At 58.5% G+C, this 25,733-nt stretch carries 21 protein-coding genes; 3 read left to right on the forward strand and 18 right to left on the reverse strand.

Annotation, left to right across the window (positions count from 1 at the left end):
- Positions 1 to 2: 2 nt before the first annotated feature.
- From IE151_RS10430 to argH, 11 genes are all read right to left on the reverse strand, one after another.
- Positions 3 to 1,634 carry an acyl-CoA synthetase gene (locus tag IE151_RS10430; RefSeq protein WP_189489948.1) on the reverse strand — a complete coding sequence of 544 codons (1,632 nt, stop codon included), beginning with the start codon at positions 1,632 to 1,634 and terminating at the stop codon, positions 3 to 5.
- A gap of 32 nt (positions 1,635 to 1,666) precedes the next feature.
- The gene (locus IE151_RS10435; RefSeq protein ID WP_189489949.1) at positions 1,667 to 2,518 is read right to left on the reverse strand and encodes an IclR family transcriptional regulator; all 852 of its coding nucleotides are present in this window, start codon (positions 2,516 to 2,518) and stop codon (positions 1,667 to 1,669) included.
- Positions 2,518 to 3,321 carry an SDR family NAD(P)-dependent oxidoreductase gene (locus tag IE151_RS10440; RefSeq protein ID WP_189489950.1) on the reverse strand — a complete coding sequence of 268 codons (804 nt, stop codon included), beginning with the start codon at positions 3,319 to 3,321 and terminating at the stop codon, positions 2,518 to 2,520. Before IE151_RS10440 ends, IE151_RS10435 begins: the two co-directional genes overlap by 1 nt.
- A gap of 75 nt (positions 3,322 to 3,396) precedes the next feature.
- Positions 3,397 to 4,407: a TRAP transporter substrate-binding protein gene (locus tag IE151_RS10445; protein ID WP_189490023.1), complete on the reverse strand. Its 1,011-nt coding sequence runs from the start codon at positions 4,405 to 4,407 to the stop codon at positions 3,397 to 3,399.
- A 93-nt stretch (positions 4,408 to 4,500) separates the two neighbouring features.
- A complete protein-coding gene (locus tag IE151_RS10450; protein ID WP_189489951.1) occupies positions 4,501 to 6,369 on the reverse strand; it encodes a TRAP transporter large permease in 1,869 nt (622 codons plus the stop codon).
- A gap of 315 nt (positions 6,370 to 6,684) precedes the next feature.
- A complete protein-coding gene (locus IE151_RS10455; protein WP_189489952.1) occupies positions 6,685 to 7,083 on the reverse strand; it encodes a YbaN family protein in 399 nt (132 codons plus the stop codon).
- A 4-nt stretch (positions 7,084 to 7,087) separates the two neighbouring features.
- On the reverse strand, positions 7,088 to 7,693 hold the full coding sequence (locus IE151_RS10460; protein ID WP_189489953.1) for a biliverdin-producing heme oxygenase: 606 nt from the start codon (positions 7,691 to 7,693) through the stop codon (positions 7,088 to 7,090).
- A gap of 117 nt (positions 7,694 to 7,810) precedes the next feature.
- Entirely contained in the window at positions 7,811 to 10,384 is a 2,574-nt protein-coding gene (locus tag IE151_RS10465) for a TIGR02302 family protein (RefSeq protein ID WP_244636703.1), read from the reverse strand.
- 99 nt (positions 10,385 to 10,483) lie between these two features.
- Entirely contained in the window at positions 10,484 to 11,743 is a 1,260-nt protein-coding gene (lysA, locus tag IE151_RS10470; RefSeq protein ID WP_189489954.1) for a diaminopimelate decarboxylase, read from the reverse strand.
- Between the two features lie 14 nt (positions 11,744 to 11,757).
- A complete protein-coding gene (locus IE151_RS10475; protein WP_189489955.1) occupies positions 11,758 to 11,961 on the reverse strand; it encodes a hypothetical protein in 204 nt (67 codons plus the stop codon).
- A 36-nt stretch (positions 11,962 to 11,997) separates the two neighbouring features.
- The gene (argH, locus tag IE151_RS10480) at positions 11,998 to 13,398 is read right to left on the reverse strand and encodes an argininosuccinate lyase (RefSeq protein WP_189489956.1); all 1,401 of its coding nucleotides are present in this window, start codon (positions 13,396 to 13,398) and stop codon (positions 11,998 to 12,000) included.
- A 42-nt stretch (positions 13,399 to 13,440) separates the two neighbouring features.
- On the opposite strand from argH, the gene tlpA reads away from it, so the two are divergent.
- On the forward strand, positions 13,441 to 14,148 hold the full coding sequence (gene tlpA / locus IE151_RS10485) for a thiol:disulfide interchange protein TlpA (RefSeq protein ID WP_189489957.1): 708 nt from the start codon (positions 13,441 to 13,443) through the stop codon (positions 14,146 to 14,148).
- A 101-nt stretch (positions 14,149 to 14,249) separates the two neighbouring features.
- Here tlpA and aptA read toward each other — a convergent pair whose 3' ends face one another.
- The 7 genes from aptA to IE151_RS10520 are packed head-to-tail and all read right to left on the reverse strand — an operon-like array spanning position 14,250 to position 23,236.
- Positions 14,250 to 15,587, reverse strand: coding sequence for an omega-aminotransferase AptA (gene aptA / locus IE151_RS10490; protein ID WP_210310887.1), 1,338 nt, complete (start codon positions 15,585 to 15,587; stop codon positions 14,250 to 14,252).
- A 44-nt stretch (positions 15,588 to 15,631) separates the two neighbouring features.
- Entirely contained in the window at positions 15,632 to 17,062 is a 1,431-nt protein-coding gene (locus IE151_RS10495) for a M20 family metallopeptidase (protein WP_189489958.1), read from the reverse strand.
- Between the two features lie 27 nt (positions 17,063 to 17,089).
- Positions 17,090 to 18,697: a dipeptide ABC transporter ATP-binding protein gene (locus tag IE151_RS10500; protein ID WP_189489959.1), complete on the reverse strand. Its 1,608-nt coding sequence runs from the start codon at positions 18,695 to 18,697 to the stop codon at positions 17,090 to 17,092.
- A complete protein-coding gene (locus IE151_RS10505) occupies positions 18,697 to 19,512 on the reverse strand; it encodes an ABC transporter permease (protein ID WP_189489960.1) in 816 nt (271 codons plus the stop codon). Before IE151_RS10505 ends, IE151_RS10500 begins: the two co-directional genes overlap by 1 nt.
- Positions 19,509 to 20,462: an ABC transporter permease gene (locus IE151_RS10510; RefSeq protein ID WP_189489961.1), complete on the reverse strand. Its 954-nt coding sequence runs from the start codon at positions 20,460 to 20,462 to the stop codon at positions 19,509 to 19,511. The genes IE151_RS10505 and IE151_RS10510 overlap by 4 nt, the downstream gene beginning before the upstream one ends.
- 4 nt (positions 20,463 to 20,466) lie before the next feature.
- Positions 20,467 to 22,035 carry an ABC transporter substrate-binding protein gene (locus IE151_RS10515; protein ID WP_189489962.1) on the reverse strand — a complete coding sequence of 523 codons (1,569 nt, stop codon included), beginning with the start codon at positions 22,033 to 22,035 and terminating at the stop codon, positions 20,467 to 20,469.
- A 37-nt stretch (positions 22,036 to 22,072) separates the two neighbouring features.
- The gene (locus IE151_RS10520; RefSeq protein WP_189489963.1) at positions 22,073 to 23,236 is read right to left on the reverse strand and encodes a C45 family autoproteolytic acyltransferase/hydrolase; all 1,164 of its coding nucleotides are present in this window, start codon (positions 23,234 to 23,236) and stop codon (positions 22,073 to 22,075) included.
- Between the two features lie 101 nt (positions 23,237 to 23,337).
- Here IE151_RS10520 and IE151_RS10525 point away from each other — a divergent pair, with 101 nt between their 5' ends.
- Both IE151_RS10525 and IE151_RS10530 read left to right on the forward strand, forming a co-directional pair.
- Positions 23,338 to 24,219 (forward strand): GntR family transcriptional regulator, encoded by an 882-nt coding sequence (locus IE151_RS10525; protein WP_189489964.1) that lies wholly within the window; start codon positions 23,338 to 23,340, stop codon positions 24,217 to 24,219.
- 211 nt (positions 24,220 to 24,430) lie between these two features.
- Entirely contained in the window at positions 24,431 to 25,690 is a 1,260-nt protein-coding gene (locus tag IE151_RS10530; protein ID WP_189489965.1) for an ABC transporter substrate-binding protein, read from the forward strand.
- Positions 25,691 to 25,733: the final 43 nt, after the last annotated feature.

Consider the following 25,733-nt stretch of genomic DNA (forward strand, 5'->3'; position numbering starts at 1 on the left):
CCCTATGCCGAAAGCTTTGCTTCGGGCGCATCGAGTTCGCCACGCGCTGTCAGCTCCTCGCGGATCATCTTTTTAGTGATCTTGCCGTAGGCAGATTTCGGCAAAGCATCCCAGAACAGGTAACGTTTGGGCAGCTTGTAGCGAGAGACCTTGCCATCGAGCCAGGCTGCGAGACCGGCAGCGTCAGCCTTGGCTCCATCAGCGAGAACGCACACTGCAATACCCACTTCGCCCCACACAGGATCCGGGACGCCCACGATAGCCACTTCCGAGACATCCGGATGTTGAAGGATCTTTTCTTCGATCTCGCGCGGATAGACGTTGGATCCGCCGGAAATGTACATGTCCGAGGCCCGGCCCGTAATATAGACAAAGCCGTTTTCATCCATGTGGCCGAGATCGCCCGTGCGGAACCAACCATTGCGGAAGGATTTTTCGTTGGCCTCAGGATTTTGATAGTAGCCGGCAAACACTGCTGGACCGATGGCGCAAATCTCGCCACTCTCCCCGAGCTTGACCGGATTACCATTGTCGTCCTGAATTTCCACCTGCATGCCGGTGCGCTCGAAGCCGCAGGTGCCGATGCGTGCATGTGGACCATCATCTGCATGATGGAATGCCGGAGGTAGCACCGTGATGGCGCCGGTAACCTCACCAAGGCCGAAATACTGCACCAGAACACATCCCAGCGTCTGCAACGCCTTCTGCTGATCGGCGCGGTACATCGGCGCGCCTGCATAGATCATGTAGCGCAAGGACGAGCGGTCATACGCATTCACCGAAGGGTGCTCGACCAGCATCTTGACGATGGTGGGCACGGTGAAGAGATTCGTGACTTTCCATTTTTCCACCAGGGACCAAACCGTATCCACGTCAAAGCGATCGGAAGGAAGCAGAATGGTCGTCACTCCATGCGCCACCTGACAAAGCTGATGAACGCCTGCGCCATGCGACAGGGGAGCGACGACAATCGAGGCGTCGTCGAAATTCGTGCCTGGCATCAGGTCACAGAGGTGGTTGGTGACGACGAACGCCATTTGACCATGCGTCAACACGGCCGCTTTGGGGCGGCCAGTCGTGCCGGAGGTGAAGAAGAACCAGCATGGATCGTCACGATCGACAGCGACAGGATAGACTATCTGGCCAAGGTTGCGCGCGACGATAGCATCGTAATTTTCGCCGAATGCAGTATCTCCAATGGCAATGGTGAAACGAATATCCGGAGCCTGCTCGCTCAGGGCTTTCGCGTGATCTGGAAAGGCGGCATTGCAAATAACGCCAGTCGCACCGCTCGCCTGCGCCAGATACGCCACTTCGTCAGGTGTCTGACGAAAGTTTGCCGGCACCCAGACCGCGCCGGTCCGGAAACAGGCGAACATGGATTCAAACATTTGATTGCAGTTTGAGGACTGGATGAGGATACGATCGCCTTTTGTAACGCCGAATTCCGTCATCAGAGCATGCGCCATCGCGTTGACGCGTGCTTCCATCTCTTCCCAGCGCCACTGCTGGCCGCCCCAGACCAGCGCGACCTTCTCAGGATGGCGTCGCGCAGCCTGCGTGAGAAAGTTCGACAGGTTCATGACGCGGGTGGAACAGGGGCGCAGGCCGCCTTTGGGGTCGCTCACGGTCATATTCGTATGCTCCATGTCTACGATGCTATTCATTAGTGCAAGGCCCTCTCCAGCGCGCTGCGCAGCGAGGGACGCTCGGCTTCCTGTTTCAGTTTGAAGGTGCGGGCGAGTTCGGCCTCCACCGTGCGGGCCTCGGCCCTGAGGAGTTCTGTCAGCTCACCCTGGCGTTCTGCCTGCATGCGGCTGTCGATGGCGGCGATGCTGAGCGCGCCGGCCAGTTTTCCGTCCGGAAACAGAACTGCCATGCCCATGCCCCAGGAATTGGCGTAGACGAGGCCCGGATTGAATGCGACGCCGGTTTCGCGCGTAGCATGCACGTCAGCCCATATCCGGTCGGGATGCAGCTTCGGGAAGCGCTCCATCAACAGCGGACGGTTTATATCGAGGATGAAGGCTATCTCGTCGTCGGGAAGAGAAGCCAACATTGCAAGCGACCCGGCACCCACGCCCAAGGGATGCTCGAACCCGGCTTGCAGCGCATGTGTGCGGATGGGGAAGGTACCTTCCTCGCGGTGCAGGCAGACGGAATAAGTATCGCGCCGAACGGAAACGAAGCTCGAGTCCTCGGTCTTGCGGGACAGGCGGATGAGGCTCGACATCGACATCTGCAAAAGCCCGTAACGACGCGAAGCAAGCGAGCCGAGCACATAGGCTTCCTCGCCGATATAGTAGCGGCGATTGACGATGTTCTGCTCTATCAGTCCCGCGCGGATCAGGGCCAGGAGAAGGCGACGCACGGTCGGCTTGTTGAGGCCGCTCCGGTCGACGATGGTGGAGAGCGGCATGCCGCGCTCGGCCTGCCGGCTGACGAGCGCCAGAAGCCGCAGTGCCCGGTCCACGCTTTGTGCACCGGTCAGGTCCTTCTCTGCGCGAGAACTTACCATCAACGTGGCTCCGGAACGGTACAGCTCTGGCCGCCATCGACAGGGAGGCAGACGCCGGTGATGAACTTTGCCTCATCGGAGGCGAGGAAGAGAGCGGCGTAGGCCACATCCCACGCATCGCCCATCTTGCCACCGGGGACCGCAGCACCGCGCCCGGCTACCATCGCTTCGGCTGTCGCATATTGGGTGGAAATCTGCTTGTAGATCAGCGGCGTGTCCATCAAGCCCGGCATGATGCAATTGGCACGGATCTTCTGTTTCGCATACTGCACGGCCAACGCCACGGTTGCCTGGTTCACGGCTGCCTTGCTGGCGTAGTAGGCGAAATAGGGATAGCCGGTCCAACGTATCGCGGCGAGCGAGGAGATGTTGACGATGGCTCCGCCGCCGGCCTCGATCATGTGCGGGATGACGCACTTTGTCGTGTGATAAACCGAACCCAGATTGATTTTCATCGAGGCTTCGAAGTCCGCTTCCGAAAGCTCGACCGGCCCGTTCATGTGGGTGATGCCGACATTGTTGTGCAGCACGTCGAGCTTTCCAAAGGCCTTGTGGGCGGCATTGACCGCCTCGCGGGTCGAAGAAAGCGAGGTGACGTCGGCGGCGATGGCAATGGCTTCATTGCCTTCTTCTGCTATGATTTCGGCGGTTTCCTGCGCCGCCTCGAACGACAGATCAATGCAGGCAACCTTTGCCCCTTCGCGTGCATAAAGCACTGCCGCGGCCTTGCCATTGCCCCAGCCCGGACCGGATGATCCTGCACCGAACACGATAGCGCACTTATTCTCTAGACGTTTGTTCACACTGGCCTCGAAGCATTGGGAAATCGAGGCCGCGCCGCTTCCAGCGCAGCCCCCTATTTCAGACGACGCCGGGAATCAGCCGAGATCGGCGTTTGCTGCCTTTTCCAGCGCTGTCCAGGCTTCTTCGCCGAACTTTTCCTTCCACTGCGCATAGAAGCCGCCGTCGATCAGAACCTGGCGGAATGCTTGCGGGTCCGGATCGGTGAAGGTCATGCCAAGACCTTCCAGCTCGGTACGGACCGTCTTGTTGAGTTCTTCCGTATCGGCACGCTGCAGATCGGCATACGCATTGAGATTCTTCGCTACCACTTCGCGAATATCTTCAGGCAGATTTTCCCAGGCGCGCTTATTCGCCAGGAACCAGAAGCCGTCCCACATATGGTTGGTGATCGCGCAATGCTTCTGCACTTCGTAGAGCTTGGCGGTTGAAGCGATGGCGAGCGGATTTTCCTGGCCATCGACCTGACCGGTTGAAAGGGCGGTGTAGACTTCGGCAAAGTTGATGGTGGCTGGCGCCGAACCGAGTGTCTGGAACATGGTGGTCCAGAGCTGGCCGGGAGGGGTTCGGATCTTGAACCCCTTCAGATCATCGGGCGTATTGATCGGCTTGCTGCCGCTGGTGATCTGGCGGAAGCCATTGTCCCAGATCTTGTCCATGGGCACGAGACCCTTATCTTCGATCTGCTTGCGTGCATATGCTCCAAGTTCGCCGTCCATCGCCGCCCAGACGCTCTTGTAATCGGGAAAGGCGAAGCCAACGCCGCTGATTGCCGCATTCGGAACGAGCGTTGAAAGGATCAGGGGCGACAGCGAGAAGAACTCGACAGCGCCGCTACGCAGCTGCGACAGGGTTTCGGTGTCATTGCCGAGCTGGCTCGATGGAAAGACGTTGATCTGCAGGCGACCGCTGGTCTCTTCGAGAATTTTCGCCGTCGCTTCATTGAGACGGATGTTGAGCGGGTGCGAGGCCTGAAGATTGTTGGCGAACTTATAGGTGTACTCGGCTGCGCGTGCCTTCGTGTGGAAGGCGGCACCAAGCGCAATCGCGCCGGTTCCGATCAGCATGGTGCGACGATTAATGGTCATTGTCATTCGAATGTCCTCCGCATTGCAGACAAATGTTCAGATTTCAGACTGGCATTTCCGTCAGGCGCGCTCCTCAACACGCCTGACGATTCCTTACAGAAGAACGGTGGAGAACCACGGCACGGCGGCAATCGCCAGAAGGCCGAAGATCAGCGCACCGATATAGGGCCAGATGGCACCCATGGCTTCGTCGGGAGAGACGTTCCCAATCTTGCATGCAATATAAAAGCCGACGCCGATGGGCGGCGCGATCAGGCCAATATTCATCGCCGTTACGACGACCATGGAATAGTGCACGTCATTGATGCCGATGGCGCGTGCGATCGGGAACATGATCGGGGCGAGCAACACAATAGCCGGCAAACCTTCGAGAACGCAGCCAAGCAGCATGAAAAGCACGATCGACATGAGCATGAAGGTGAACCAGCCGCCGGGCAAATCCGTCATCATGTCCCGCAGCTGGAAGGCAAAGCCCGTCTGCGTCAACGCCCAGGCCATGGCGGCAGCTGTACCCAGAATGAGCAGGATGGCACCGCTCATCGCAGCCGTTTCAACGAGCATGCGATACATTTTTTTCGGACCGATGCCGCCATAGAGCACCATGCCGATGACGAGAGCGTAGATTACGGCGATGGTCGAGACCTCGGTCGCCGTGGCCACGCCGCCTGCCACGCTATAGCGGATGATGAAGGGGAGCACGAGAGCGGGTGCGGCTATAAGCGCCGCCTTGCCGATGATGGCCAGCGAGGGACGCCGCACACCGTCCATGCTTTCTCGTATAGCCTTGAAACGCGCAAGTGCGCAGAGCACGAGCAAGAGCACGATGGCAATGGCGAAACCACTAGTGAAAAGTGCTGCAATCGATACCCCGGCGACCGAGCCCAGCACGATTAATACGATGCTCGGCGGCACTGTGTCGGCCATGGCGGCGCCGGTGGACAGAAGCGCGATCATTTCCTTCGGCTTGTGGCCGCGCCGCTTCATTTCCGGAAAAAGCGCGGGGGCGACTGTTGCCATATCCGAAACTTTCGAGCCGGAAATACCCGACACGAGGAAGAGCGAACCCAGCAACACGTAGGACATGCCTGCCTTTACATGCCCAAGCATGGAGGCCAGGAAATCGACGATCGCCTTGCCCATGCCGGTCGCATCAAGGATGCAACCGAGGAATACGAAGACGGGAACCGAGAGCAGGATGAGACTCGACATGCCTTCATCCATGCGGCTCACCATGACGACGAGCGGCATGGAAGTCGTAAAGCTCAAAAAGGCCAGTGTTCCGATACCGAAACAGAAGGCAATGGGCACTCCGAGCGCCAGGCAGAAAGCGGCGCCAGTGACGAGAAATATCAGGATATTATAGTTGCCGAGCGAGGAAAGGCTGGGCGAAACCAGCCATAGTAGCGCCGTGATACCGCCCACAAACGCAACCGAGGTGATGAAATCGACAGGCTTCGCTGTCTTGAGCAGGCGCGCCGCGACCAGGAGCAACATCAGCGCCATGCCAACCGCAAGGGCTGATACGCGGTACCCGACGGGAATGTTGAGCGCCGAGGATGTGATATCCATTTCACCGATGGCATATTCAACCGCGTGCGGCAGGAGAATGCCCAGAAATGTGGCGATCAGCACAAGCCCTAGCGTTTCTGCGAAAGCTTTGGCCTTCTCGCCCAAGGAATTGAGGAAGATCGTGAGGCGTAGATGCTCGCTTCGATCAATGGCGATCGCGGCACCCAGCATGGCGAGCCAAAGAAAGGCGATCGATGCTGCTTCGTCGATCCATATAACCGGGTAGTGAAAAACGTAGCGCGAAATGACGCCGGCAAGCAGCAAGCCGATAATGGCGACCAGTAATATTGCCGACACGACTTCCACGGGGCGCATAAAGCGGGAGCCCGAGTGGGCTTCCGGGGTTTCGGCGACGGTGATGAACTCCATCGTCTCCGGACCGGCATTTGCCATAATGGTTCCTCCTCATTTCCGGAGAATCGCCCGCACGACCGGTTCTTTTTTGGGCAAGCAAACCCATGCGTCGAAATGAGGATTTCGAGCGTGCAAAAGAATCCATTCGTTCCGCGAAATTATCCGGAACTCCTCCCACAGCGGACCAACTCCCCTTGGACCGCCGACTTCTCAGGTCCATCACATGAACCTGTAAATCTCCATAAGCTAAGTGGTGGCATAGAAAGTCATATGGCGCAAGCATACGCGCACTATTTTTCGATCCACATTATGGACCAAGTGAAAGAACAGGATTTGCTTCGGCTAAGCTTCGCGTCAGCCAGCCACGCCGGATGGTCGGGTCAGGATGAAGACGGTACAGCCTAGCATGAAGGTCGCGACGACCAAAGCCAACCAGACATCCGGCCCGACTGTGACGAAAAAGACTAGATAGCCGAAGGCGATGCCTGCACAGGCGAGACGTTTGGAGGCGGGAGAGATTGCGCCGTGTTTTTGCCAGCGCAGCAGCGGTGGCCCGAAGCGTGGATGATCCAGCAGCCAGGTTTCGAGTTTCGGTGAAGACCGGCCGAAAGCCCAGACGGCGACGATAAAAAAAATCGTGGAGGGCATTATCGGTAAAAAGGCGCCGATCACGCCGAATGCGACCATAAGCAGACCGAGTAGAAGGAAGAGGGCACGGAATTTTGCCGGTCGCGCGCCGCTCGGATCAGACATGATATCAGCCAGCCATTGCGTCGTACGTTTCGTCGGTCAGGCGATGCACATACTGGAAGGCTTTGACCGCGCCCTGGCATACCAGATCGTCCTGCTCGGGCGAGAACGCAAGCGAATCCAGGACCGTCGTGAAGCTACGCCAATGCTTGCCGCGTCCATCGGGATGGGCAGCGAGGTGGCGTGCACCATGCGCGGCGTTCAGACCGATGGCAGCCGCCGCCTTCAACAGAAAGGCAGCACCGAGATTGGAACCTTCTGCGACGTAAATCCAGCCGAGTTTTTCCGCCGGGTCGACTGCGTCGGCAGGTTCGGAAGGGGAGGGGAGCATCTTTCCCAGATCGGCCAGGTCCTGCGCGATCAGATCGAGGCGTTTGCGACGCGACAGGTCCTCGATCAGCGCGTTCAGTGTCGCGTCATCATAGTAGGTATCGATAGCCTGATGAAAACGGTGCTGGATGACGAGAAACAGAGCGTAGCGCTCCTGATTTTCAAAGGGGCGCGCGGCCATGATGCGCTTGTCGAGCGTTTCATGTGTGCCGGCGGTCAGCACCTTCAATGTCTGCCAGCGTCCGGCAGCGGACGGCTGTGCGATTGGATCATGCATTGTCATGCGGATGCCCCAGTTCTGAATTGGCGTATGCACCGACAAGATAAATAATGACCCACCTTATCTTGCGCAATCCAAATCAGGATGAGGCTGGTGCGACGGATATGATCGCCGGGGAAATTATTCCATTCGCAGCAGGCGTTCCAGATATTCGCGCTCCAGCTGCGGGCTCAACGCGTCGCCGAGGCGCTTGCGGATTTCCTCGAGTATGCGGCGAGCCTGCTGCACATCGATCTCGTCGGGAATTTCCACACCGCTGTCAAATTGCGGACCGGTGGTTGCGCGCGGACGGCCCAGGGGATCTCGGTCGGACGGGTTTCGGTTGCCCGCCTGTCCCGAAGGTCCATCCTGCCCTTGCTGGGCCTGTTGCATCTGCTGCATCATGTCCTGGGCGCCGCGGCGCATCGCTTCCATGGCGCGTCCTTGCTCGCCGACTGCTCGTTCGCTCTGCTCCTGGCCAAGCGCCTCGCCTGCCTGTCCCATCGCGCCATCTGCTTCGCCGAACCCTTCACCCGGTTCGATCCCCTGCTGTCGCAGTTTTTCCGTCAGTTCCGAAAGACCGCGCTGTATCCCGTTCTGGCGGCTTTGCAGATCCCCATATCCGCTTCCCTGGCCAGGCTGCTGACCTTCCCGGGCCTCACCTTCGCCTTGACCGGGCTGCTGGCCCTCGCCCTGTTCTCCCTGGCCTTGCTGGTCTTGACCCTGTTGCCCCGGACCTTGCTGTCCTTGACGATGGGTCTCATCCATTAGTTGCTGCTGCTCGCGCAGCAGACGCCCAAGTTCGTCCATGCTCTGGCGCATTGCGTTTTGTTCGCCACCCTGACCTTGTTGTGGCTGGCCGGCCTGGCGATTGTTGAGCATGTTTTCAAGTTGCGACAGCATCTGTTCGGCCTGATCGCGCGCGCCGGATTTTGCCAGGTTTTCCATCTGGTCAAGCATGCGCTCGAGGTCGCGTTGCGACAGCATTTGCGCGTCGGGCGATGCCTGTTGCTGGGAATTGGGATTCTGCATAGCCTGGCGCGCCAGTTCCTGCATGAACTCATTCATCGCCTGTCGCAGTTCCTGCATAAGTTGGCTGATTTCCTCGTCCGACGCGCCATTCTGCAAGGCTTCGCGCAGTGCCTGCTGTGCTTGAGAAAGACGCTGTTGCGCATCCGACATGGAGCCGGACTCGATCTGGTTGGCAATCGACCACAAATAGGCGACGACGTCGCGTAGGGCGTCGTCGCTATGGGCTTGGCTGAGCCGTGCACGTGCGCTGGCGAGCAGGAGAAAGTTTTGTGTATTGTTGATTGTGTCGTCGGGGCGCAGCATCATCGCGTCCATCAGTGTCAGAACGCGATGCCTGGCGTTGGCGTCCATTCCAAGCAGGCGGCGCTGCTCAAGCACCGCGCGCGCCAGCGGGTTGGAGAAGGGGCGCTGGGGCATGGTAATGCGAAGCGGCTGTGTGAGGCCTTCCTGTTCGGCGCCGTCGCTCACGGAAAGAACGATGTTTACATCGGCGCCGGCCCACACATGCTCGGTCAGATCCTTTCGGACACGTGCTTTTTCTTCACCACGACGCGGCACGCCGAGCGCCAGTTCCGGTGCCTCGAAGAGCGGTCGCGCGCCGTCGACGGGCTCTGCCAGATCGAATTGCACATGGCCCTTCACGGCCCCATAGTCATCCTTGACGATATAGGGAATTTCGAGCGTGCCGTTGCGGGCGCGGTGTGGCTCGCCGTCAAAGGCAATCGTAGGAGCCTTGTCCGGGATGACTTTGAAGCTCCAGCTCTGGAGGCCGCGCATGCCGCTGGAAAGTTGGGCAGCTGAATCGTGGGCCACCGGGGTGTTGAAGCGGGCGCCGCGCGAGGCGGTATTTGTCGTGCCGCTCTGGCTCATCTCATTCTCGATTTCGACCGTCTCGCCGGAGTCTGGAGAGATGGCAAGGCGCTCAGCGCCCGTTCCGCCCCCGACCTGTACACTCAGCATGCTGCCTGCCGGTACGGAAAATTCCGTTTTTTCTCTATTGGCTTGAGCTGTCAGGTAGATGACAGGGCGCCCCGTGTAGCCGGGCGGTGTGACCCACGCATCAATGCGACGTTCCACATTTGCCGGACCGCCTGAATAGCGGAACACGTCTGTCAGCGATCCCGCATTGGGGCCGTAGGAAAATGCAAAGGCGATGACAAGAACCAGAAGCGCGCCGGCTCGAATACCATAGGGGTCGCGCTCGGCCATTTTTGTACTCGGCAGATCCCCATGCAGACTGTCCACCCCTTCGCGTAGACGGCGCTGGTGCTCCGCCCACAGCGCCTGGGCGAAACCGTCCTTGGCAGCTACGCCAGCAATGCGATCGGTCTGCGTGGCTATAGGGCGATGCTTCAGTGCATTGGCGCGCTCGATGCGGCGTTCGATTTCCTCGCGCGTGGGTCTGCTGAATTTCCGCAGCGGCCAGAGCGCTGCAAGAAAGACGGCGGCAAGGGTAAGGCCGATGCCGATGCGCGGCCAGTCGGACAACCGCCAGAACAGCCCGAACCACGAGAGCGAGATAAAGGTGCTGACAATGATGAGGGGCGGGACGACAAGCGGCCAGAGGCGCTCGAAAATCATGACGGCACCAACCGACACACGCATGCGCGCCAGTTTTGCGTCCTTGACTTTTCCGTCTTGCGCTTGCGGTCCGGGCATCGGTTCCTCGGTCTGGCGGATCATGGCTCGTAGATTGCCATAGAACCAAGACTAAGCGCAAATCAGGCGAAGGCGAGGCGCACACAAAAAGATGATTTGGGTCTCTTAATGCGCGAGGGCAGCTCAGAGCCAGGAGGGGACGGAATCCAGCCCGATCAGCGCGTCATAATCGGTACGCGAACGGATGACATGGAAGCGGTCGCCATCGACCAGCACTTCCGGCACGAGTGGGCGGGTATTATAGGTCGAGGCCTGCACTGCACCGTAGGCACCCGCCGTGAAGACGGCGATCAGCTCACCGCTCGTCAAAGCGGGAAGAGCGCGCTCAAGGCCGAGATAGTCGCCCGTCTCACAGACGGGTCCGACGACATCGACTGTGATCGTCTCGCCACCCTTCTCGACTACCGGCCTAATCTCATGGAACGCCTCGTAGAGCGTAGGGCGGATGAGATCGTTCATCGCAGCGTCGACGATTAGGAAGTTCTTGCCGTCGCCCTTCTTCAGGAAGACGACTTCGCTGACAAGAAGGCCGGCATTGGCAGCGATCAGACGGCCAGGCTCGAAAAAGACCTTCAGTCCCATCGGCTCCATGTGCTTTCGCACGATTTCCGCATAGGCGGTTGGCAGCGGCGGCAAAGGCTGAGAGGGGTTGTAAGGTACGCCGAGACCGCCGCCGAGATCGACATGCTCGATAGGAACGCCCTCGTCGCGAAGGCTGGTCGCCAGTTCGCAAAGGCGCGCGATCGCGTCGTCAAAGGGCTGGAGATCGGTGATCTGACTGCCAATATGCATATCGATGCCGGTCACCTTGATGCCTGGCAGGCTCGCCGCTCGCACATAGACCTCGCGGGCATGGATATAGGGAATGCCGAACTTGTTTTCGGATTTGCCCGTGGAAATCTTCTTGTGCGTCTTGGCGTCGACATCCGGATTGATGCGCAGCGATACTGGAGCATGAATCCCAAGAGCCGTGGCGCGAGCCGAAAGCAGCTCAAGTTCCGGTTCGGATTCTACGTTGAAGCAGCAGATGCCGGCCTTCAGAGCAAAATCAATTTCGCTGGCTTTCTTGCCTACGCCGGAGAAGAGGATCTTCGAAGCGGGAATGCCAGCCTTCAGCGCGCGTCGCAGCTCGCCCTCCGAGACGACATCGGCGCCCGCCCCGAGATTGGCCAGGATTGTCAGCACGGCCTGGTTGGAATTCGCCTTCATCGCGTAGCAGACCATCGCGTCCAGGCTCGAAAATGCTTCCGAGAAAACGGTGTAATGGCGCTCCAGAGTGGCGCGGGAATAGATGTAGAAGGGCGTTCCTACTTCCGCAGCAATCGCCGGAATGGAGACATCTTCGGCATGGAGCACGCCGTCGCGATAGTCAAAGTGATGCACTGGGAAAATCCGGATCAGATAAGCTTGTCGAGGATGAAGGGACGGTCGGCCACCGGTTTCTTCGGCTCTGGTGGCAGCGGCTCGTTGTTCTTCTCCGCCTGTCGGCGTGCTTCCATGCCGGCCTCGTAGGGCGTGATCGGCGCGTTCTTGCGTCCGCACGCCGTCACGGCAATGACAGCCATCAGAACGGCGAGGGTAGCAGTTGTACGAAATTTCATGAGTCTGATCCGATCACGATAAACGAGCACGGCCAATCAAGCCTTTTTCAGGCGCTTTTTCCAGTAACGAATTTGCTTGCGCACTTCCTGTGGAGCCGTTCCGCCGAAGGAGGCGCGTGAGCGCACGGACGCATCGACGCTCAGCACGTCGAAAATTGCGTTGGTAATCGCCGGGTTGATACCCTGCAGCTCGTCGAGCGTGAGCTTCTCGAGCCCGACCTTTTTTGTCTCGGCCAGCGCTACCGCACGGCCTGTTGCATGGTGGGCGTCGCGGAAGGGAAGACCCGCCTCGCGCACCAGCCAGTCGGCAAGATCCGTCGCGGTCGAATAGCCAGAGCCCGCGGCCTTCTTCATCGCCGCTTTCTGAACTTCCATGTCGGAAATCATGCCGGTCATGGCGGCAATGGCCAGATCGAGCGCTTCGGCTGCGTCGAACACCGTTTCCTTATCCTCCTGCATGTCCTTCGAATAGGACAATGGCAGGCCCTTCATCACGGTCAGGAGCGCAATCAGGTCGCCATTGATTCGGCCTGTCTTGGCGCGCACGAGTTCGGCCGCATCCGGGTTCTTTTTCTGCGGCATGATGGAGGAACCGGTCGAGAACGAATCGGACAGGCGGATAAAGCCGAATTGCGGAGTTGACCAGATCACGATTTCTTCAGCCAGACGCGACAGATGCATGGCGCAGATCGAGGCGAGGGAGAGAAACTCCAGCGCGAAATCACGATCGGAAACGCTATCGAGCGAATTGCGGGTTGGCTCACGGAAGCCGAGAGACTTCGCCGTCCGATGGCGATCGATGGGGAAGCCGGTTCCGGCGAGGGCAGCGGCACCGAGCGGGCTCTCGTCCATGCGCTCGATCGCGTCATTGACGCGCGAAAGATCACGTCCGAACATTTCGACATAGGCCATGCAATGATGACCGAAAGTGACCGGTTGCGCGGTTTGCAGATGGGTGAAACCCGGCATAACGGTCGCCGCGTGTTCCTCGGCGCGAGTCACAAACGCTTCGATCAGAGCACGCAGCGCTTCGCGCGTGCGGATCAGCTCTTCCTTCACCCAGAGACGGAAGTCGACGGCTACCTGATCGTTGCGGGAGCGTGCCGTGTGCAGGCGTCCGGCAGCGGGGCCGATCAGTTCGGCAAGCCGGGCCTCGATGTTCATGTGAATATCTTCGAGCTTGCGCGAGAACGTGAAACGTCCTTCCTCGATTTCTGACAGAATTGTGTTGAGGCCATCGGCGATTTTCTTTTGATCTTCTGCCGAAATTATGCCGGTTTCTGCCAGCATTGCGCTGTGGGCTAACGAACCGCGAATGTCCTGGGTGTAGAGCTTCTTGTCGAAATCGATGGAGGCATTGATTGCTTCCATGACAGCAGCAGGTCCGGAAGCGAAGCGGCCGCCCCACATCGCGTTGCTTTGTCTGTCGTCCTTCATCGTGCTAACCCGCGCTTTAGAAAATTACGTGACTGGTGAATTATGATCTTCAAGAAGCTTACCCCTGCTACCCTCGCAATCCTTGCCGCGGTTGCTGGTCTCTCGGCAGGGGCAGTCGCGGTATATGTCAATGAAGCGCCTTCTGGCAACCAGATTGCGGGCACTTCTTCGCCGTCTACGCCTCCACCGGTCGTCACCGTTGCCGAAACAGGGAGCGAAGAAGACAAGGCGTGCCTGCTGCGTTCGGGCGAGCTGGCTGAAATTGCAAAGACAGCGCAGGGCGAGGTTGCAGCCATGCTCGCGGCCGATCCGGTGCAGGCGGTCGGTGACCTGTCCTTCAACTCGCCGGAAGGTGATCCTATGAAGATCGGCGATTTGCGCGATCAAACCCTGCTCGTCAATCTGTGGGCGACGTGGTGCGCCCCGTGCCGGGCCGAAATGCCGGCACTCGATGCGCTGCAAGGAGATCTCGGCGGCAAGGATTTTTCCGTCATCGCCGTTAATGTAGACACGGGCGGAGACGAAAAGCCGAAGGGCTTCCTGCGTGAGATCGGCAACAAGAACCTTGCCTATTATCGCGACAATACGCTGGGCATCTTCAACGAGTTGAAGAGCAGGGGGCTTGCGCTGGGCCTGCCGGTCACGCTTCTGGTAGACAGGGAGGGTTGCCTCATCGGTTCCATGAACGGCCCGGCTGAATGGAACAGCCGCGACGCCAAGGCGCTGATCATGCGCGCCATGGGCCGGTGATCGCAAAATACCCCCGGGGATGCGGCAGCGACCTTGTAAACTCCTTCTGTTCATCTATCGCGGGCGATGGATTTTCACGGCTCACGAATGTGCTCTGCATATCAAAGCTGGCTTCCAGCGGCTTCAAGCGCGGCTGCGAGCGTCGAAAACAGCACATCGATCTCCTCTTCTGAGATGATGAGCGGCGGAGACAGAACGATAGTGTTGGCCACGGGGCGGATCAGGACGCCACGTTCGAAGCAGTAGTCATAGACCTTCTTGGCGATAGCTTTACCATTTGCGACATCTGTGCCCAGTTCGATACCGGCCAGGAGCCCGAGGTTACGGATGTCGACGACATCTGGCAGCCCTTTCATTTCATGGACACGGTTCTGCCAGAGAGGTTCGATCGCAGCGGCGTGCTCGAATACGCCTTCTTCGATATAGACGTTGAGAGCCGCAAGTGCAGCGGCTGACGCGAGCGGATGGCCGGAATAGGTGTAGCCGTGCGATAATTCCACTGCGCCATGCGCTGCGCTGTCCATGAGTGTGTGATAGATTTCGCCCGAGGTGATGACGCCACCCATAGGAACGGCGCCGTTCGTCATACCTTTGGCAATGGCTATCAGGTCGGGGGTCACGTTGAATCGGTGGGCAGCAAATGCATGACCGAGACGACCAAAACCCGTCACAACCTCGTCGAAGATCAGCAGAATGCCATGACGTGTGCAGATATCGCGCAACCTTTCCAGGTACCCAATGGGCGGCACAAGCACGCCGGTTGAGCCGGCTACCGGCTCGACGATAACGGCGGCTACGGTTAACGGATCATATGTCTGCAGCATCTGCTCCAGAGTATCGGCGATCTCCGCACCATGGGCGGGCTGGCCAAGGCTGAAGGCATTACGGGATGGATCGTGTGTGTGCGGCATATGTGCGGCGCCGGGAAGAAGCATGCCAAACTGTCTTTTGTGGGGCCCCATACCCGCAGCGGAAAGGCCGCCGAAGCCAACGCCATGATAGCCGCGCTGGCGTCCGATGATGCGCTGGCGTTGCCCCTGGCCACGAGCGTGATGATAGGCGAGAGCGAGCTTCAGCGCTGTATCTGTGGCTTCTGACCCGGAATTGGTGAAGAAAACATGGTCGAGACCTTCCGGCGCGACCGAGATGAGACGGTTCGCATATTCGAACGCCAGCGGGTGTCCGAAGCCGAAGGATGACGCGAAGTCCAGCTGCGCGGCCTGTTTCTGGATCGCTTCGACAATTTTAGGATGACCGTGCCCGGCGTTGACACACCAGAGACCAGCAATGCCGTCAAGCAGCGGCTTACCGTCACGCGTTGTATAATACATACCAGACGCGCCCGTTACGAGCTCGGGATTTCTCTTGAAATCCCGATTGGCAGTGAAGGGCATCCAATAGGATTCCAGGGAATTGGCGCCGAGGTGCAGTGTGTCCATTATCGTCTCGTCTTCGTCTTTGGGGAATGTGAGGGATGAGCCGGTCACGGCCTAGCCGCCGTTTGTGTGGGTATCGGCGGCATCACATCGTCGGGAATAGGGTTAATGAACGGGTTGTCATCCAGTCGCGCCTGAAGGTCTGCCTTGGCTTCCTCGACAAGCATGGGATTGAGGAAGAGCTCAACGGCCGTTGCCGCCATGGCCTTAGCGGCATGGGCCATACCTTTATGGGCGGCTGGCAGCTTGCCCTGGGCGACGAGCTGCCAGGAATGGCCGGGCGTTCCGATCGCATAAGTCGCGCCGCGCATCTGCACTGTCGGCACAACCCAGCTGACACTGCCTACATCGGTTGAGCCGACGATCGTGCTGTCACCGGCATAGAGCGGCACGATGAGGTCGCAGAGCGGCGCGTCCTTCTTTGGTTGAACCTGGAAGCGGGCATAGGAGGAGGCGATGTCTTCCGGAGTAAACGTCGCCTGAAACTTGCGTGCCGTCGCCTTGTCATCTTCGCTGAAAATCGCCGGACCGAGCCGTTCGAGCTGGTTCTGCATGCATCTTTCTAGCGGCTCGTTGCCCATCAGGTTCGCGTCCCCCGAAATGATTTCCTGCCGCATGGTCGTTTCGGTCATCCAGGCTGCACCTTCCGCCACGCGTTTGACGCGAGCGACCAGGGAAAGAAGCTCGGGAAGCTTTCTGGCGCGCACGAGATAACGAACGGTGGCGTTCGCCTGCACCACGTTCGGGGCCGAGCCGCCTGCATCGGTAATCGCATAATGAATGCGGGCAGTCGTGGGCATGTGCTCGCGCAGAAAATTGATGCCGACATTCATCAGTTCCACTGCGTCAAGGGCGCTTCGGCCAAGATGGGGCGTCGCGGCTGCATGGGATGCTCGCCCGGAAAAATGGAAATTCATTTCGCTGCAGGCCAGTGAGACCGGGTTGTTGACGCCGGTAAACGCCGCTGGGTGCCAGCACATGGCGATATCGACGTCGTCGAAGATCCCGGCTCGGACCATGAAGCCCTTGGCGGAACCGCCTTCCTCTGCCGGACAGCCATAGTAGCGCACGCGTCCTGCCAGACCACCTGCCGCCAGAAAGTCCTTCACCGCGGCGGCTGCCAGCATGGAGCCAGCCCCAAGGAGGTTGTGGCCGCACCCATGACCATGACCTCCGGCAATGAGCGGGCGTTGCTCGGCAACCCCCGCCTCCTGACTCAAGCCCGGCAAGGCATCATACTCGCCCAGGATCGCGATGACAGGGCCACCTTCGCCGGCCTCGCCCATGATCGCGGTCGGAATGCCGGCAACGCCTCGCTCGATCCGGAAACCTTCTGCCTCCAACAGGCGCAGATGCTCCCCCGAGGACCTGACTTCCTCATAGTTGATTTCCGCCATGTCCCACACACGGTCGCTGAGATCAAAGAAGGCCGGGCTTTTTTCGTCGACGATGGCCCATACCGTTTCAGCGTTTTTCATGATGGATCCTTTCGCGCCAGCGCCTGCTCATGCAGCGATGCGGAGCGTCGGCGTTGCCTCGAGCAAGGCCTGCGTATACGCATGTTGCGGATTATCCAGAACGTTGCCCGTGCTCCCCTCCTCAACGATCAGACCTTGCTGCAAGACGATGATGCGGTCGGCGATGCGGGATACAGCGCCGAGATCATGACTTATGAAGAGGCAGGCAAAGCCATGATTTTCCTGCAACCGGCGTAAAAGATCGAGAACCTGTTTCTGGATCGTCATGTCGAGGGCCGAGACAGGTTCATCCGCAACGACAAATGCGGGATTGCGAATGACGGCGCGAGCGATCGCCACCCGTTGCCGTTGCCCGCCTGACAAGGCATGGGGATAGCGATCGGCGAGGGCGGCCAGGCCAACCTTGTTTAGCATCTCCTTTACTCGTTCTGCCTTTTCGGAGCGACCAAGCTTTGGGCCATGTTTCAACGGTTCGGCTACTATGTCGAAAATCGTTTGGCGCGGGTCGAGCGAGGAATAGGGATCCTGGAAGATTAGCTGGCATTGTAGTCGAAAATCACGCGCGGCTGCTTTGTCGGCAGACGCCATGGACCGATCACGGAAATAAATGTCTCCGCCCGAGAGGGGAAGCAGGCCGAGCATCGCTCGCCCAAGCGTCGTCTTGCCCGAGCCCGAGCCGCCAACTAAAGCGACGACCTCACTCGGTTGCACGCCAAGAGACACTCCTTTTACGGCAAGCTTCTTCTCGGCTGCACTGAACATGTTGCCGGCGCCGGAGAAGGTCACTTCCACATTACGGGCCTCGATCAACGGTGGCCTGTAGGCCAGCGGTTGACGTTCATGATCGCGCTTCGGCAACGCCTCGATCAGGGTGCGTGTATATTGTTCCTTGGGGCGACGGAGAACCTCTTCAACCGAACCCCTTTCGATCAATTTGCCACGCTCAAGAACAATGACGTTTTTTGCATACTGGGCAACGAGGCCAAGATTATGGGTGATCAAAAGAACCGCAGTTCCAGAGGTGCGGGTCAAATCGACCATGGTTTCCATGACTTCTCGCTGCGTCAGTGTGTCGAGAGCTGTCGTCGGTTCATCCGCGATAAGAAGCTTCGGCCTTAAGAGCATGACTGAGGCGAGCATGATGCGCTGGCGCATGCCGCCGGAAAACTGATGCGGGTAGGCGGCAAGGCAAGCTTCAGGATTCGGGATACTGACCCGCGCCAGCATTTCAGTGGCGCGCTCTAGCGACGATTTGACGCTGATCTTCTCGTGCAGTCGCAGTCCCTCGATGAGTTGGGCGCCGATCGTCAGCGCCGGGTTAAGGGACACCATCGGCTCCTGAAAGACCATGCCGATCTCCGCGCCCCGGAGTCCGCGGATTTCTGTATCCGACATTTTCAGCACGTCGCGACCCTGGAATATTATCTCCCCGGACGTAGCTTTGATTGCCTTGGGCAGAAGTCGCATGGAAGCGCGGGCTGCCACGGTCTTGCCGCTTCCACTTTCGCCGACGAGCGCAACGATGCTGCCGGCCTCGACGTCGAACGAGAGGTCTTGCAGGATCGGGAAGCCGCTTGAGGTGGTGATATGCAAGCCTCGGACGCTAAGCAGTGGAGGGGAGGTGTCTACAGTCATCACTTTTGCTCCATTCTCGGGTCGAAGCGATCACGCAGGGCGTCTCCGAGCAGGTTGATGCCGAGCAAGGTTAGAGAGATACAGATGCCAGGGGCGAGACCGAGCCAGGGTGCTCTTTCGATATAGGTTCGGGCGGCCGAGAGCATGTTGCCCCAGGTCGGCGCAGGTGGCGGCACGCCAAGGCCGAGGAAGCTAAGGCCGCTTTCTGCCAGAACCACCCATCCGAACATCGAGGTGGCGAGAACCACGATCGGTGCGGTGCAGTTGGGCAGTACATGGTGAAACATGGTGGCGATCTCGGAGTTGCCGATAACGCGGGAGGCCTCGACATATTCCCGCTCGCGCGCAGACAGAACGCTGGCGCGAACCACGCGCAAGACCGAGGGGGCAAAGGCAATGCCCAGGGCCAGGATGATGCCATATTTGTTAGGGCCCGAGATCACCATCAGGCCCAGTGCCAGGAGCGTCCCGGGAAAGGCAAGAAGTGCGTCGCTGAATACCATAAGTATCCGGTCCACTACGCCTCGCGTGTACCCGGCAATGAGTCCGGTGATAGTTCCGACAATAATAGCAAATGCAACAGTCAATATGGCGACAGTCATGCTCTGCACGGCTCCGGTCATCAAGCGCGAGAGGACGTCTCGGCCGAATTCATCAGTGCCGAGCCAGAATTGCGCCGACGGCGGCTTCAAGCGGGAGGCGAGCTTGATTGCGGCCGGATCATACGGTGTCCAGAAGAGGGCGACGAGCGCCGTGCCGCCGATGAAAATCAGCAGGACAGCCCCGATGATCATGTTTGCAGGCTTCCTGATCATGACGCTGTTACCCGCGGATCGAATAGTGGATAGCAGAGATCGACGATCAGATTGACGATTACGTAGATCACGGCAGTGAACAACAGACATCCCTGTACCACCGGATAGTCGCGCGCGAAGATCGCGTCGACGAGCAGGCGGCCTAGCCCCGGCAAGGTGAAGACGGTTTCCAGCACGGCGATCCCGCCCAGCAGGCCACCGAGAACGAGACCAATCATCGTCCAGGTCGGTGCGAACGCGTTGGGTAACACGTGGCGGAGCAGGACCCTGCGCTCCGAGAGGCCCTTGGCGCGGGCGTGCATGACATATTCGAGCCGCAGGATTTCGATGGCGCTGGCACGCATCATGCGTGTCAGAACGCCGACTTCGATCAGCATCAGCGTCATGATAGGCAAAATCACATAGGTGATCGCAGCCCAGAGGTTCTCGCTGAATGGGACAAAACCGACAACCGGCAGCCAGCCGAAATTGAGGCCAAATATCAAAAGGAACACAAGGCCCAGCCAAAAACTCGGGACCGACATTAGTAATGTCGAGACGGCGACGATCACCACGTCCAGATGCTCGTTCTGGCGCCACGCGGCGATCAGGCCGGCCGGGATGGCGATAAGCGTCGCAAGTCCAACGGCGACAAGCACGATAGTGGCGCTGACCTGAAAACGATCGAGCATCAGCGGCAGGATCGGAGCGCCGTTGGAAATCGAGTTTCCTAGATCCCCCTGAACAACATTACCCAGCCAATACAGGAACTGAAGTGGTACCGGCTGATCGAGGCCAAGGCTGGCGCGCAACCAGGCAATTTCTTCGGCGCTTGCATCGTCTCCAAGGATGAGCAGTGCGGGGTCGCCGGGTATCATCCGGACCAGGAAAAACACCATCAACGCCACGAGCAGCAAGGTCGGAAGCGTCCATAACAGACGCTTGCCGATATATTTCCCAAGAGCGTTCATGGACTTAATTGCCCTGGGTGAAGGAAACGCCCCACAAGCGTGCGTAGCCAACGGGCCAGGTCTTGTAGCCTTCCACATTCGACCGAACCGCTCCGATACGAGTACCGGAATAGAGCGGAATGATGGGAAGATCGGCCCGGATCATGCCTTCAAGCTTGTCAAAAATCGCCTGGCGGTCTGCCTTGTCGGTGATCGAGGTGCTTTCCGCGATCAATTTCAGGCCCTCAGGATTATCCCAGACCTTGTTGGCGCTCTTGTCCTTGTTGCCGCTGACCATGTCATATGACAGAGAAGGATCAAGACGTGCGGAATAGGTGAACGACATGGCGCTGTAATTGCCGGTTGTGTACCGGTCGAGCAAAGTCGCCCAGTCGAGTGTTTCCACCTCGATATTGATCCCGGCTTCCTGCGCCATGGCTTGAGCGAGTACTGCTGCGTCGAAGAGTGACGGGTAGTGCTTGGTGGCGAGCCATTTTATCGGTTGGCCGCTATAGCCTGCTTCGGCAAGAAGTTTCTTGGCTTCGTCTATATTGCGCCCGGGCACTTCCTTTTGGACTGAGCCGTAATATGGGCTCGGCACAGGTATGACGGATGCACTTGCGGCCGACTGACCGTTCGTCAGGGCCTCGGTGATTTGCGGAATATCGAGCGATAACATGATTGCCTGACGGATACGCGCGTCTTGCAGGAGCGGGTCGCGTGTCTGAAACAGAAGCGCGGTCAGGCCCATGGCGGCAACCTTGTCCACCTTAATATTGCCATTCGACGTCATCTCGTCGATGTCGGCATTGTTGACATCCGCCAGCACGTCGATGTCTCCGGAGGAGATAGCCGCCTTCGCCGCGGCATCGTCGGGGATGATCATGAAGCGAACAGCATCCACCTTGGGCGCTTTATCGCCGACATAACCGGTGCGTTCACCACCGGGAGACTGATAGTTGGGATTGGCGGCAAGCTGCACATACTGGCCACTGCGCCATTCCTGCAGCATGAAGGGCCCGGTGCCTACCGGCTTCACCCACTTGCCTTCGGCGTCGAGCGAACTCTTGTGGTAGATACCGGTTCCGCCACAATCGGTACGCGCCAACGTTGTCAGGAAAAGTGCCGTCGGCTTTTCCAGGGTGAAGACGACGGTCGATGCGTCCGGAGCCGCGACATTGGTGACGCTGGCAACGCCTGAGCCAGTAACGTCCTTGAGGCAGCGCCAGGCGGTTTTGGGATCCGTGTAGCGCTGCCAGGAGCTTAGCACATCGGCGGAGGTCAGCGTCTCGCCATTGCTGAACTTGAGGTCCTCTCGCAGCTTGAATGTGTATGTCTTACCGTCTTCCGAAATTTCGATCGATTTTGCGAGGAGTGGGGCAACAGATGCGTCGTCGCGGTATCCCACAAGGCCCTCGACCATGTGAAGAACGACAGCATCGCTGTTCGCGTCACGGTTTACCCCCGGATCGGTCGAGCGAATGTCCGCGTTCAACCGCACGCGCAGCATTTTGTCCTGAGCCGACGCGCTCACCGTCATTGTAGCCAGCGCTGCCGTTATTGCAGTCATCGTCAGAAAGTTGAGGTATTTCATCGGAAGCTCCCGTTTTTGTTCCCTTATAGTTTTTTGATCAGGCCGCGTTCGTTCGTGCCTGAGAAGGCTGCTGGATCGGCTTCACCTGCATGTCGAGGCTATATCTCCAGAAATGAGCACCGAGGGCCGGAAGCAGCGCAACTTCGATCTGACCTTCACCAGGGACCATGATGATCATGGCGACCGTGGCTGACTGATTGTTGGAAAGCGGCGATTTTCGCGGCGGACGGCATACCGAGTAGGGTGTCTCGAACATATCCGACAGCGCGTTCTTGACGGTATCTGTATTGATCTGCCCATTATGCGGTTCCAGTAACTGGCGCACGCGCAGGTCCCGATACAGGCTGTCAGGCATGTTGAAGACGCCCTTGTCCAGCAGCTTTGACAGGGCGACCGGGCTCTGGAAGTGGTTCGCGTGAACGAGTATGCCATTATCCGGATGGACGAGGAAAGTCTCGTCAGGGGCGCATTCGAAATCTATAGCGATACCGTGTGCGTGGCCGATCATCATATTGTTTGATGCAGACTTGCGTGTCCCGTAGACGGCTTGCATCGACATGGCCAGCTGGTCTTGTTCGAGCACCCTGCGACGGATGATGGCGAGCGGAACGCCTAATTCCCGATAATCGCGTTCGGTCTCCAGATAATTGCCGCTGATTGTGATGCCGGCGGAGTTGAAGCCGGTGCGGGCGAGGCCGCCTGCTTCCGTGAAGGTGATGAAGTCGGGGCCATCCTCACGCTTGACCTTGAGCACGACCGCCGTCTCTGCGCATTCTGCCTTCCAGTCCCAGTTCTGGGCGTGAATGAACGTGTTGTCTTGGCTGGCAGAGGGCATGATGAAAACGCCGGTGCAGCCATCGGACTGAATGAAATCCTCCTGGCCTGTTTCCCGACGCCGCGCCAGCTTGAGGATTTCCGTCCGGGCATTCAGCAGCAGGATTGCGGTAAGCTCCTCGTTTACCGCATGCGCGATACCTTTCATTTCCTCAATGTATTGGCTGCCGTAGTCTTCGATCGCGCCGGCAAAACGGTCGATCATCGTCGCGAGATCGTCATCCTTGAGGCCGGACGAGTGCAGTTGGCTCTTATAATGGTCAATACCCTTGAGGATGCGTTCGGATGCCTGTTCGCCATATTGTTGACCGCGTTCAAACGGGGTGCCAGAAATCTCGATGAGCGGGCAGGGGAGAGGCAAATTCATGACACTGTTCCGGATGATGATCGACGGGTGGTTTTGTTTGCATCCGTCAAGAAAGTACTTCATAAAATAAAAACCAAAATTGCAGCGAGGGCAAGAAGAAAATGTCGGATGCTGGGACGCCTCTACAGCAGGATCTAATGCGTCGTATCATCGAGATTATCCACGAGGATAAACTGGAGCCGGGAGCAAGGCTGCGGCAGAGCCAGCTTGCAGAGCGGCTGCGCGTATCGAGGACGCCCGTAAGGATGGCGCTTGAGCTGTTGGAAGCGCAGAGTTTCGTGCGCCATGATCCCAATCGCGGGATGATGCTCGTTTCTGTGCCGCCCCGTGTCAAAGTGCAAGCCGGGCCACCAGCTGATGAGGAGATTCTGGTCGCTATCGCCAGATTGCGGCGCGAGGGAAAGCTGCCGGAGCAGTTTGCGGAACTGGAGCTGATGCGTTTAACTGGGCGGGAACGGACACCTGTCCGCCAAGCGCTTATCAAACTCGAAGGCCTGGGCGTAATACAGCGCCGGAAGGGCTATGGATGGCAATTTTTCGACCCTGTGCGCGATAAGCGGGCGCGGGAAGAGAGCTATGATTTTCGTTTGCTGATCGAAACGGCGGCAATCCTTTCCCCCGCATTCTCGCTTTCTTCAGAGTGGATCGCCTCAATGAAAGCGCAACATAATGCGATCCTTGCCAGTCCGTGGACGGAAACCTCGAGCGTCACGCTTTTCGAGATGAATGCGGCGTTCCATCTTGGCATCAGCGCTGCCTCCGGTAATCGTTACATTGAAGAAGCAATGAACCGCCAAAATCAGTTGCGCCGCCTTTCAAACTATAATTGGCAACACGGTTCGGATCGCGTTGCGGTCACCTGCCGGGAGCACTTGGAAATTCTCGACAGGCTGGAGAGGGGGGATAATGAGGTGGCAGCTGTTCTGATGCGCAAGCACCTGAGCGGCGCACGCGAAACTGTCAATAATCAAACTGTATTTTGAAAGATAAAGTTCGAAACTTTGGCTAAAAGCATTGTGAAGATGGGCGGCTGGCGCGGGTTTGTGTCCGTCTTTCATACTATCCGGAGTTGCCTGACGGCCTGCGCCCGACCGATGCCATTCGGCTGCGTCATCAAACCTTCATCCTCGCTTCAACAAACCGACACGGAAGCTTTGTAGGTTGCCTGCAATCTCAATTGCAGGATTTACAGAGATGCTAAAGAAATTGCAGAGTTGTCTGGCCGTCAGTGTCGTAGCGTTGCTGGGGAGTCTAGCCCCGGCGAATGCGGAAGTTACCGTGGATTTCTGGCATAGTTTTGGCGGTTCTTCCGGCAAGGCTTTGTCCGAGATCATCGCGCTGTTTGAAGCTGAAAATCCCGGTATAAAGATCGAGGCTGAACATGTAGGCAATTACGAAGATATCATAACCCGTCTCCAGGCGGCGATTCCGGCCCGCCGCGCTCCTGACGCAGTTATTCTGGAAGTCACCCGTTATGGCCTCTTTGCTGAACGGGATGTACTGGTCGATCTTACATCCTATCTTGATGCTGATCCGCTACGCGACGATCTTTATGATTATGCGCGGGAAGTAGGCGTCTACGAGGGCAAAAACTATATCATCCCCTTCAATTCCTCGACGCCGGTTCTCTATTATAATCGCGCCATTCTCGAGCGTGCCGGTATCGAGGGCGAGCCGTCGCTGACCACCTTCGAGGAAGTCGAAGCGGTTGCGCGCCAGATTCAGGAAAACCTGGGCGATGAGGGCGTGTTCGGCATCGCCGCCCCCGGTCAGTTCGCCCGCTGGGGTCTGGTCATGGGCAATGACAGCAATCTCATCGATCCGGCTACCGGCGATATCCTGCTTGATTCGCCCAAAACGATCGAGGCCTATGAATGGATGTCTTCGCTCGTTTACGAGCACGGGCTAGCCTCGGTCGATGCCGTTACAGCCGAAAATAACGGTCGTGACGCATTCTATGCCGGCAATGTAGGTATCATGTTCAATTCCACCGGCAACTATACCAGTTCGCGTGCTGCGGTGGGCGAAGATCTGGTGGTGCGTCCAATGCCTTGCAACAAGGCCTGCTCCGTTCCCATTGGCGGTGCCGGCATCGGCATTCTCGCCAGTTCCGAGCAGGAAGTGCAGGATGCGGCCTATAAGTTCATCAGCTTTGCCGCTTCCGCGGAAGCAAACGCCATCTGGTTCGCCGCGACCGGCTATATGCCGATCAACCGGCACACCCCCGATCACCCCGTCGCGATCGAAGCGCTGGAAACCCAGCCGGGCATCGACGTGGCAATTAAGCAACTCGACTATGCGCAAGGCCGTCCGCGTCCGCCGGTCGTAACCTGGATGCGCACCAGCGAATACGATCTTTGGGAAGCCACCGCCCTGGGGCAGCGCAAGGTGACGGAGGCGCTCACCGATTTTGCCGCGCGCACCCGTACCGAGGCCGCGCGCCTGACGCATTGAACTCAATCTTTCAACACCTGGCGGGCCTCTCATACGGGAGGTC

It is taken from the genome of Limoniibacter endophyticus (assembly GCF_014652835.1).
Classification (GTDB): domain Bacteria; phylum Pseudomonadota; class Alphaproteobacteria; order Rhizobiales; family Rhizobiaceae; genus Limoniibacter; species Limoniibacter endophyticus.

Excerpts from the sequence above, each read along its gene's own strand:
- IE151_RS10435 (WP_189489949.1), bottom strand. The coding sequence starts at position 2,518 with ATGGTAAGTTCTCGCGCAGAGAAGGACCTGACCGGTGCACAAAGCGTG.
- aptA (WP_210310887.1), bottom strand. The coding sequence starts at position 15,587 with ATGGACACACTGCACCTCGGCGCCAATTCCCTGGAATCCTATTGGATG.
- IE151_RS10500 (WP_189489959.1), bottom strand. The coding sequence starts at position 18,697 with ATGACTGTAGACACCTCCCCTCCACTGCTTAGCGTCCGAGGCTTGCAT.
- tlpA (WP_189489957.1), top strand. The coding sequence starts at position 13,441 with ATGATCTTCAAGAAGCTTACCCCTGCTACCCTCGCAATCCTTGCCGCG.
- IE151_RS10515 (WP_189489962.1), bottom strand. The coding sequence starts at position 22,035 with ATGAAATACCTCAACTTTCTGACGATGACTGCAATAACGGCAGCGCTG.
- argH (WP_189489956.1), bottom strand. The coding sequence starts at position 13,398 with ATGAAGGACGACAGACAAAGCAACGCGATGTGGGGCGGCCGCTTCGCT.
- IE151_RS10430 (WP_189489948.1), bottom strand. The coding sequence starts at position 1,634 with ATGACCGTGAGCGACCCCAAAGGCGGCCTGCGCCCCTGTTCCACCCGC.
- IE151_RS10475 (WP_189489955.1), bottom strand. The coding sequence starts at position 11,961 with ATGAAATTTCGTACAACTGCTACCCTCGCCGTTCTGATGGCTGTCATT.
- IE151_RS10530 (WP_189489965.1), top strand. The coding sequence starts at position 24,431 with ATGCTAAAGAAATTGCAGAGTTGTCTGGCCGTCAGTGTCGTAGCGTTG.
- IE151_RS10465 (WP_244636703.1), bottom strand. The coding sequence starts at position 10,384 with ATGATCCGCCAGACCGAGGAACCGATGCCCGGACCGCAAGCGCAAGAC.
- IE151_RS10455 (WP_189489952.1), bottom strand. The coding sequence starts at position 7,083 with ATGTCTGATCCGAGCGGCGCGCGACCGGCAAAATTCCGTGCCCTCTTC.
- IE151_RS10445 (WP_189490023.1), bottom strand. The coding sequence starts at position 4,407 with ATGACCATTAATCGTCGCACCATGCTGATCGGAACCGGCGCGATTGCG.
- IE151_RS10505 (WP_189489960.1), bottom strand. The coding sequence starts at position 19,512 with ATGATCAGGAAGCCTGCAAACATGATCATCGGGGCTGTCCTGCTGATT.
- IE151_RS10495 (WP_189489958.1), bottom strand. The coding sequence starts at position 17,062 with ATGAAAAACGCTGAAACGGTATGGGCCATCGTCGACGAAAAAAGCCCG.
- IE151_RS10510 (WP_189489961.1), bottom strand. The coding sequence starts at position 20,462 with ATGAACGCTCTTGGGAAATATATCGGCAAGCGTCTGTTATGGACGCTT.
- IE151_RS10520 (WP_189489963.1), bottom strand. The coding sequence starts at position 23,236 with ATGAATTTGCCTCTCCCCTGCCCGCTCATCGAGATTTCTGGCACCCCG.
- IE151_RS10450 (WP_189489951.1), bottom strand. The coding sequence starts at position 6,369 with ATGGCAAATGCCGGTCCGGAGACGATGGAGTTCATCACCGTCGCCGAA.
- IE151_RS10460 (WP_189489953.1), bottom strand. The coding sequence starts at position 7,693 with ATGACAATGCATGATCCAATCGCACAGCCGTCCGCTGCCGGACGCTGG.
- IE151_RS10525 (WP_189489964.1), top strand. The coding sequence starts at position 23,338 with ATGTCGGATGCTGGGACGCCTCTACAGCAGGATCTAATGCGTCGTATC.